Source organism: Streptomyces sp. NPDC033178, from assembly GCF_055577685.1.
The window spans coordinates 1-5,698 of the sequence record NZ_JBVIPT010000051.1; the positions used below are offsets into that span (position 1 = coordinate 1).

A 5,698-nucleotide genomic window follows, 5' to 3' on the forward strand; every position below is an offset into this window, starting at 1 on the left:
GATGTACGGCCGGGCCAACTTCGACCTCCTACGACGCCGCATCCTCCTGTCACCTTGATCGTCACCTACCCCCAAATCAGCGACAGAGCCCAAGAAGTGGACCAGAGTCCGCTGAACGCCGCCGCAGCCAGCCTGGCACGTCTCCGCATGCTGGGGGCCACCTTCCGCGTCATCCCTGCACAAGGTCTGCAGGTATGGAACGACGCACAACGCCTCCGTCGATGTAGGCCGTCTCTCCGGTGGCGAGGGCCTGCAGTGCGACCAGAACCCGCTGGCGTCCTCCCGGCGTAAGGCCGTCGACGACGCGCATGGTGGGCAGCACGCGCACATCTGCCCGTGGGTCGCGGTAGCGCAAGCGTCCGACGTCCTCACGGGTCATCGACTCAGTTGCCAGCACGTGCGTGATGACCTTCCTGCGCCGCATCTGCACGCAGGACAGGGCTACGCGCCGTAGCAGCGGGAGGCCGTCCGGGGCACCGTGAAGAACGTCCTGGGCGGACTCCGCTGGTTTCTGCCCGTCGTGCACGGATCCGGTGGGCACGATGATGGTGCCGAGCAGGTCAGCGACCACCAGCGAGTCCGGCCCCACGGGAACGAGCAGAGACACTCCGATGACCGGCGGCCGCCAGTTCTCGTAGGAAGCAGTCTTCTGCGCGAGAAGAGGATCGGCGCTGGGTGCGGCGGGGATGACGGGTTCTGTGATTGTGGGCATTAGTCTCCGCCCGTCACAGCGGCGACGATCTCGGCGAGGTGGCTGGGCTGGCTGGTGCTGGGGACGGCAGCGATGTGGCTGCCGTGGTCGAGGAGCCACTGCAGCGGTGCGGCCGGCCCGTTGGCCTGGGCGAGACGGCCGGCGTCGAGCGGCCGGTAGGCCACGTACGGTATGCCGAGCTCGCCACACAGGCCTACGGCGTCGTCGAAGCGGTCGTGGGTGTTGAGGGCGTTCTGCACCGCGGCGATGGTCAGGTGCTCGTTCACCAGGCGGATGTGCTCGGGTGTGACCTTTGACAGGCCGATGTGCCCGATCTTGCCTTCGTCTTGCAGGGCTTGCATGACGGCGATCTGGTCGTCGAGTGCCACCTCGGGGTCGATGCGGTGCAGGTAGCACAGGTCCAGGCGGTCGGCCTTCAGACGGCGCAGGCTCGCTTCTACGAAGGCCCGCAGATAGTAGGGATGGCCCAGTGGCATCCACTGACCCGGTCCTGGGCGGACCATGCCGATCTTCGTGGCGATCAGCACGTGGTCCGGATACGGGAAGAGCGCGTCATGGATGAGTTGCTCGGCGGTGTGGGGGCCGTAGGCGTCGGCGGTGTCGATGTGGCTGATGCCGTAGGTGTCCACGGCCTGGTGGAGAATGCTGAGCGCGGTGTCGCGGTCGGCGGGGTCGCCCCAGATGCCGGGGCCGGTCAGGCGCATGGTGCCCAACCCGAGCCGGGACACGGTCTTCCCGGCGATGGCAATCGTGCCCCCCGGCGGTGTGGGTGTGGGTGTCATACGAGGGCCACCTGCAGGCAGAGCTTCGAGGCGACGTCGATGGTGTGGGCCTGACTGTCAGGGTCGCTGTGTACCCGCAGGTGGGGGATGTCGTCGCTGTCCAGGAGGCGGTGCATGTGCTGGTCGACGAGCCGTCGGTAGCGGGGGTCGTAGTCGTGGCTGGTGTCGACGGGCATGCTCTCGTCGAGGACGGTCGCGAGCAGCAGGTCGTACTTGGGCAGTTGGGTGGAGGCGAGTAGGAGGAGACGTTCGCGTTCCCCCCGGGGAGGAGGAGCTTCGCCGCGGTACTCCAGCGCGGCGTGGAAGTAGGCGAGGGCGTCGTGTTCGGCCCGGTCGACGAGGACGACTTCGGCGCCCTGGGCGCTCGCGGCGATCTCGTCGGCGATGCCCTGCGCGATGATCCATTCGGTGGACTGCGCGGTGTGGTGCTGCATCTTGGGCAGGCCGGCCGCGGCGGCACGCTTGCCGAGCCGGCCGGTGCGCGTCACGGTGATCCCTTCCGCACGCAGTTCCATCTCGATGCGCTTGAGGAGCGTGGTCTTGCCGGTGGAATGGGTACCGAGCACGCCGATACGGATCGGCTGGGTGGAGGTCACCACAGGGTGGGGTCCTTGTCTGGTTCGGGGGCGCCGGGCAGGCCGGGCGGCACGGCCGCGGCGACCAACTGGTCCCACGTCTCGTAGTGGGCGGTCATGGTGATGAGGAGCTGCGCCGTGGCGAAGGCGTCGAACGTGGCCCGGTGCCGCTGCGCGGGGGCCTCGCTCAGGTCCGGCTGTAGGTGCTTGATCAGGGCATCCAGGCTGTATCCGTCCAGGTCCGGGAACGTGGCCCTGGCGAGCCGGAGCGTGTCCAGCACGCCGGCTGGTTCCCAGCCCGGAAGATGAGCGCGCAGCACGCGGTAGTCGGTGTGGGCGCTGTGCGCGCAGACCCACGCCGTGCCCAGGAAGGCGTGCACCTGGCCCGCGATCTCTGCCCATGCCGGCTTGTCGGCCAACTTGTTGTTGGACAGGCCGTGTACCCGGGCCGCGAAGGCGGTGACGGGACGGTTCGGGCGGGTCAGCCACGCCTTCGCGGTGCTCTTGTCGGGAGCGCCGTCCCGAACAGGCAGTGCGGCGACCTCGACGAGATCAGGCGGGTTGGTCCCGTTGCCTTCGACGTCGACGACGAGCAGCGCGGGCCAGGAGGCGAAGTTCATGGAGTGTCGGGTCCGTCCTCCGCCTCCCAGCCGATGGGGGCCCGGCCGTGCTGGCGGTAGTGGTGAGGCTTGTATCGGTCGTGGCACTGGTAGCCGAACCCGTGCTGCAGGAAGTAGCGGGGCGGCTCGTCCAGTCCCTCCACGACGATGGCACGGTCGTTGACCTCAACGTCGCCGACTGCCCCAAGGGCGCGCGCCTGGTGGGTGACCTGCTCCGGATCGGGCTTGGACCATGCCTTCGCGCACAGGGCAACCTGGCTGGGCGGGCAGATGTCGCACAACTCCCGCACCCCGTAGTGGCCGTTGTAGTCGGCCTGGCCATGCGCGAAGGCGACACCGCAGCTTGTCTTGCGGAACAGCGTGCCCCACGGCACACCTGACTGTTCCGCGGCTTTGATCGTGTCCAGGATTCGCGCCTCGGCGTCCTCCGGCATGATCTTGCGCCGGGCCGTGTCCTCGTACGGCATCGGCAGGCCGTTGCCCTGGTAGTACGCGGCGATCTCTTCGCGGAAGAACAAGCCGGTGAACACGGTGGCGTGGGCGTGCAGGGACAGTTCCCGGGCTCGCTCGATGTGCTCGGCACAGTCGTTGAGACCCGGCACGATCGGCCGCCAGTACAGGACGGTCCGGTAGCGCTCGGCGTGCTCGTACAGCATGCGCAGGCTGTCGGCGGCGTACGTGGAGTTCACCGGCTCGATGGCCGGGTTGTCTATGCCGGAGTGGGTGACGAGGATCGTCAGCCGCAGATTCTTGAAGGAGTTGAGGACGGCGCAGTCCTCGGCGCTCACTCGCCACCGGGTGATGACCAGGACGTGGTTGGTCAGGCCCTGCTCGTCGAGTTGCCGGAGCACGGAGAAGACGTGCGGCTTGACCAACGGAAGCATCGGGTCGGTGGCCCGGTTCAGGAGCTGGATCGGCGTCTGGTGGGGCCGGAAGTACGGGTGGGTGACGAGTTGGGCGACCGCCGCCTCGTCGCTCATCAGCCGCCTGGGGGTCTTCATGTCGAAGTTGTCGAACAGGTGACGGACGCAGTAGCCGCACTCAAGCGGGCAGCCGACGATGTGGTTCAGCGACAGGCCCGATTTGCGGTACTCGATCACGTCGACGAGTTCCGGCTTGAGTGCGCTGATCTGATCAGGGGTCAGGAGCGGCAGCAGGCGGCGGGTCGTGGTGGGAGCAGTCACGGAATCCTCCGGAGGCCGGGGGTGGTCAGCGGTCGGCGTGCGTGGGCTGAGTCGGGGCGGTGAGCAGCAGACGGCGGGCGGCGCCGAACCACGTGCCGAAGTCCCGTCGGGCCGCGTCCGTATCGTCCGAGGTGTGCACCAGGTTGTGGACGAGGCGTTTCTCGCCCAGGGCGCTTTCGAGGCTGTCGTTTCCGAGGTCGCCGCGGATGGTGCCGGCGGCGGCCCGGGTCGGGTCGAAGTGCCCGATGAGGTGACGCAGGCGGGCGTGGATGCCCGGCTCACCGTGAGCGAGAGCGACCGTGACACGCTTGTCGGCGTAGGCGTCGTCCAGGCAGGCGGGGATGTCTCGTTCGGGGAACCAGTCGGCATCGACGAGGAGATCCCAGTAGTGCACGTGGGCCTGCCAGGACTGGACCGTCACATCGCGTCGGGTGGCGATCGTGGCGCCGGCTGCGGCGATCCGCTCAAGTACGGCGTCGACCAGGCCCCGTTGCACGGCATCCGGTTTACACAGGACCACCGAGCACCGGTCGAAGTCCGAGACCTGCAGGCGGCGGCCGGGACCGTACCAGGTGCCGTATTCGCGGCGGGCGCTGGCCGGATCGTCGGAGGTGTGGACCAGGTTGTGCACGAGGCGCCGCTGCGACCGGGCTGCTGCCATGCTGTCGTCGCCGAGGTCACCGCGGATCGTGCCGGCCACGGCCCGGGTCGGGTCGGTGTGGCCGATGAGCTGGCGGAGCCTGGCGTGCACCCCGGGCTCCCCGTGGGCCAGGGCCACGGTGACGGTCCGCCCGGCGTAGGCGGCGTCGATGTAGAGGGGCAGGTCACGCAGGTCGTGGCGGCCGGTGTCGGCGAGCATGTCCCGGTAGACGACGTGCGCCTGCCACGGCTGAGCGATCACGTCCATGCGGTCCGACACGACGATGCCCGCAGCGGAGATCCTCTCCAGGACGCGGGGTACCAGGCCGCGCGCGACGGCGTCCGGCTTGCAGAGAATGACCGCCCAGCGGTCGAAGTCCACGCCCTGCACCACAGTGCCGCTCTGCGGCTTCCCGCTCACCGGGCACCCCCGTCCGCAGCGGCGGCGCAGGCCGGCCATTTGCGTTCCATGAGCCAGCGCGGGCCCGGATCGAGCGCGGCGAGGAGATCGGGGTCGACGGCCGCGGTCTGATCGTGTGTGAGCTGCCGGTACAGCTCGAACAGCATCACCACCTGCTGCCAGTACGGATGAAGGCCCAGGCCCCGGATGTGCTCGACGCCGTAGCGGAGCTGGTTCGTGCGCAAGGCCTCTTCGTGCTCCAGGACGTGCTCGATCGTCGCCTCAGTGGTCGCCTGCGGCATCGCCGGAAACGCGAAATGCACTGGTGCCGGGCGGGTGTCCGCCTCGTTGAGGACTCGTTTGACACGGTCGGTGTTGCGGTCGTTGACGTGGGCCGATCCGATGAAGTGCGTATACGTGCCGAGTTCCAGGCCGAGTTGCACGGCGGCGAACTCCTGGATCATGGTGAAGGAGAACACGTCGGACAGCAGGCCGCAGTCGAGATCGTTGGCCCGCATATTGCAGACCATGTGAAGCTGTCCGCCCCGCGACAGGAGATGCAGGCCGGCCAGACACGCCACATCAGGGTTGTCGCCGACGGCCAGCTCCGAGGCCGAAAAGACCGGAAGATAGCCGCGCTTGCTGTCGTTTTCGGTGCGCAGCAGCTCCAGCACCCGGTCGAACGGCGACACTAAGACGTCATTTCATTTGGTGGTGCGGCGGTAGCAGATGAGGGTGCTGGCGATGCCGACGAAGGCGAGGAAGTGTTCGGGCTTGCGCTCGTAG

7 protein-coding genes are annotated in these 5,698 nt (G+C 68.2%); all 7 read right to left on the reverse strand.

What is annotated here, in order from left to right; genetic code table 11:
* Nucleotides 1-169: 169 nt before the first annotated feature.
* Genes ACZ5VQ_RS49215 through ACZ5VQ_RS49245 form a run of 7 tightly spaced genes read right to left on the reverse strand, consistent with a single transcriptional unit; the run spans nucleotide 170 to nucleotide 5,604 of the window.
* Nucleotides 170-712, reverse strand: a complete 543-nt coding sequence (locus ACZ5VQ_RS49215) for a hypothetical protein (RefSeq protein WP_469110744.1) — start codon at nucleotides 710-712, stop codon at nucleotides 170-172.
* Nucleotides 712-1,494 carry an aldo/keto reductase gene (locus ACZ5VQ_RS49220; protein WP_469110745.1) on the reverse strand — a complete coding sequence of 261 codons (783 nt, stop codon included), beginning with the start codon at nucleotides 1,492-1,494 and terminating at the stop codon, nucleotides 712-714. The genes ACZ5VQ_RS49215 and ACZ5VQ_RS49220 overlap by 1 nt, the downstream gene beginning before the upstream one ends.
* Nucleotides 1,491-2,090 (reverse strand): AAA family ATPase, encoded by a 600-nt coding sequence (locus tag ACZ5VQ_RS49225; RefSeq protein WP_469110746.1) that lies wholly within the window; start codon nucleotides 2,088-2,090, stop codon nucleotides 1,491-1,493. Before ACZ5VQ_RS49225 ends, ACZ5VQ_RS49220 begins: the two co-directional genes overlap by 4 nt.
* Entirely contained in the window at nucleotides 2,087-2,689 is a 603-nt protein-coding gene (locus tag ACZ5VQ_RS49230; RefSeq protein WP_469110747.1) for a 3'-5' exonuclease, read from the reverse strand. Before ACZ5VQ_RS49230 ends, ACZ5VQ_RS49225 begins: the two co-directional genes overlap by 4 nt.
* The gene (locus ACZ5VQ_RS49235) at nucleotides 2,686-3,873 is read right to left on the reverse strand and encodes a radical SAM protein (protein WP_469110748.1); all 1,188 of its coding nucleotides are present in this window, start codon (nucleotides 3,871-3,873) and stop codon (nucleotides 2,686-2,688) included. The genes ACZ5VQ_RS49230 and ACZ5VQ_RS49235 overlap by 4 nt, the downstream gene beginning before the upstream one ends.
* A 25-nt stretch (nucleotides 3,874-3,898) precedes the next feature.
* On the reverse strand, nucleotides 3,899-4,933 hold the full coding sequence (locus ACZ5VQ_RS49240; protein WP_469110749.1) for a nucleoside-diphosphate kinase: 1,035 nt from the start codon (nucleotides 4,931-4,933) through the stop codon (nucleotides 3,899-3,901).
* Nucleotides 4,930-5,604: a thymidylate synthase gene (locus tag ACZ5VQ_RS49245; RefSeq protein ID WP_469110750.1), complete on the reverse strand. Its 675-nt coding sequence runs from the start codon at nucleotides 5,602-5,604 to the stop codon at nucleotides 4,930-4,932. Before ACZ5VQ_RS49245 ends, ACZ5VQ_RS49240 begins: the two co-directional genes overlap by 4 nt.
* Between the last annotated feature and the right edge of the window lie 94 nt (nucleotides 5,605-5,698).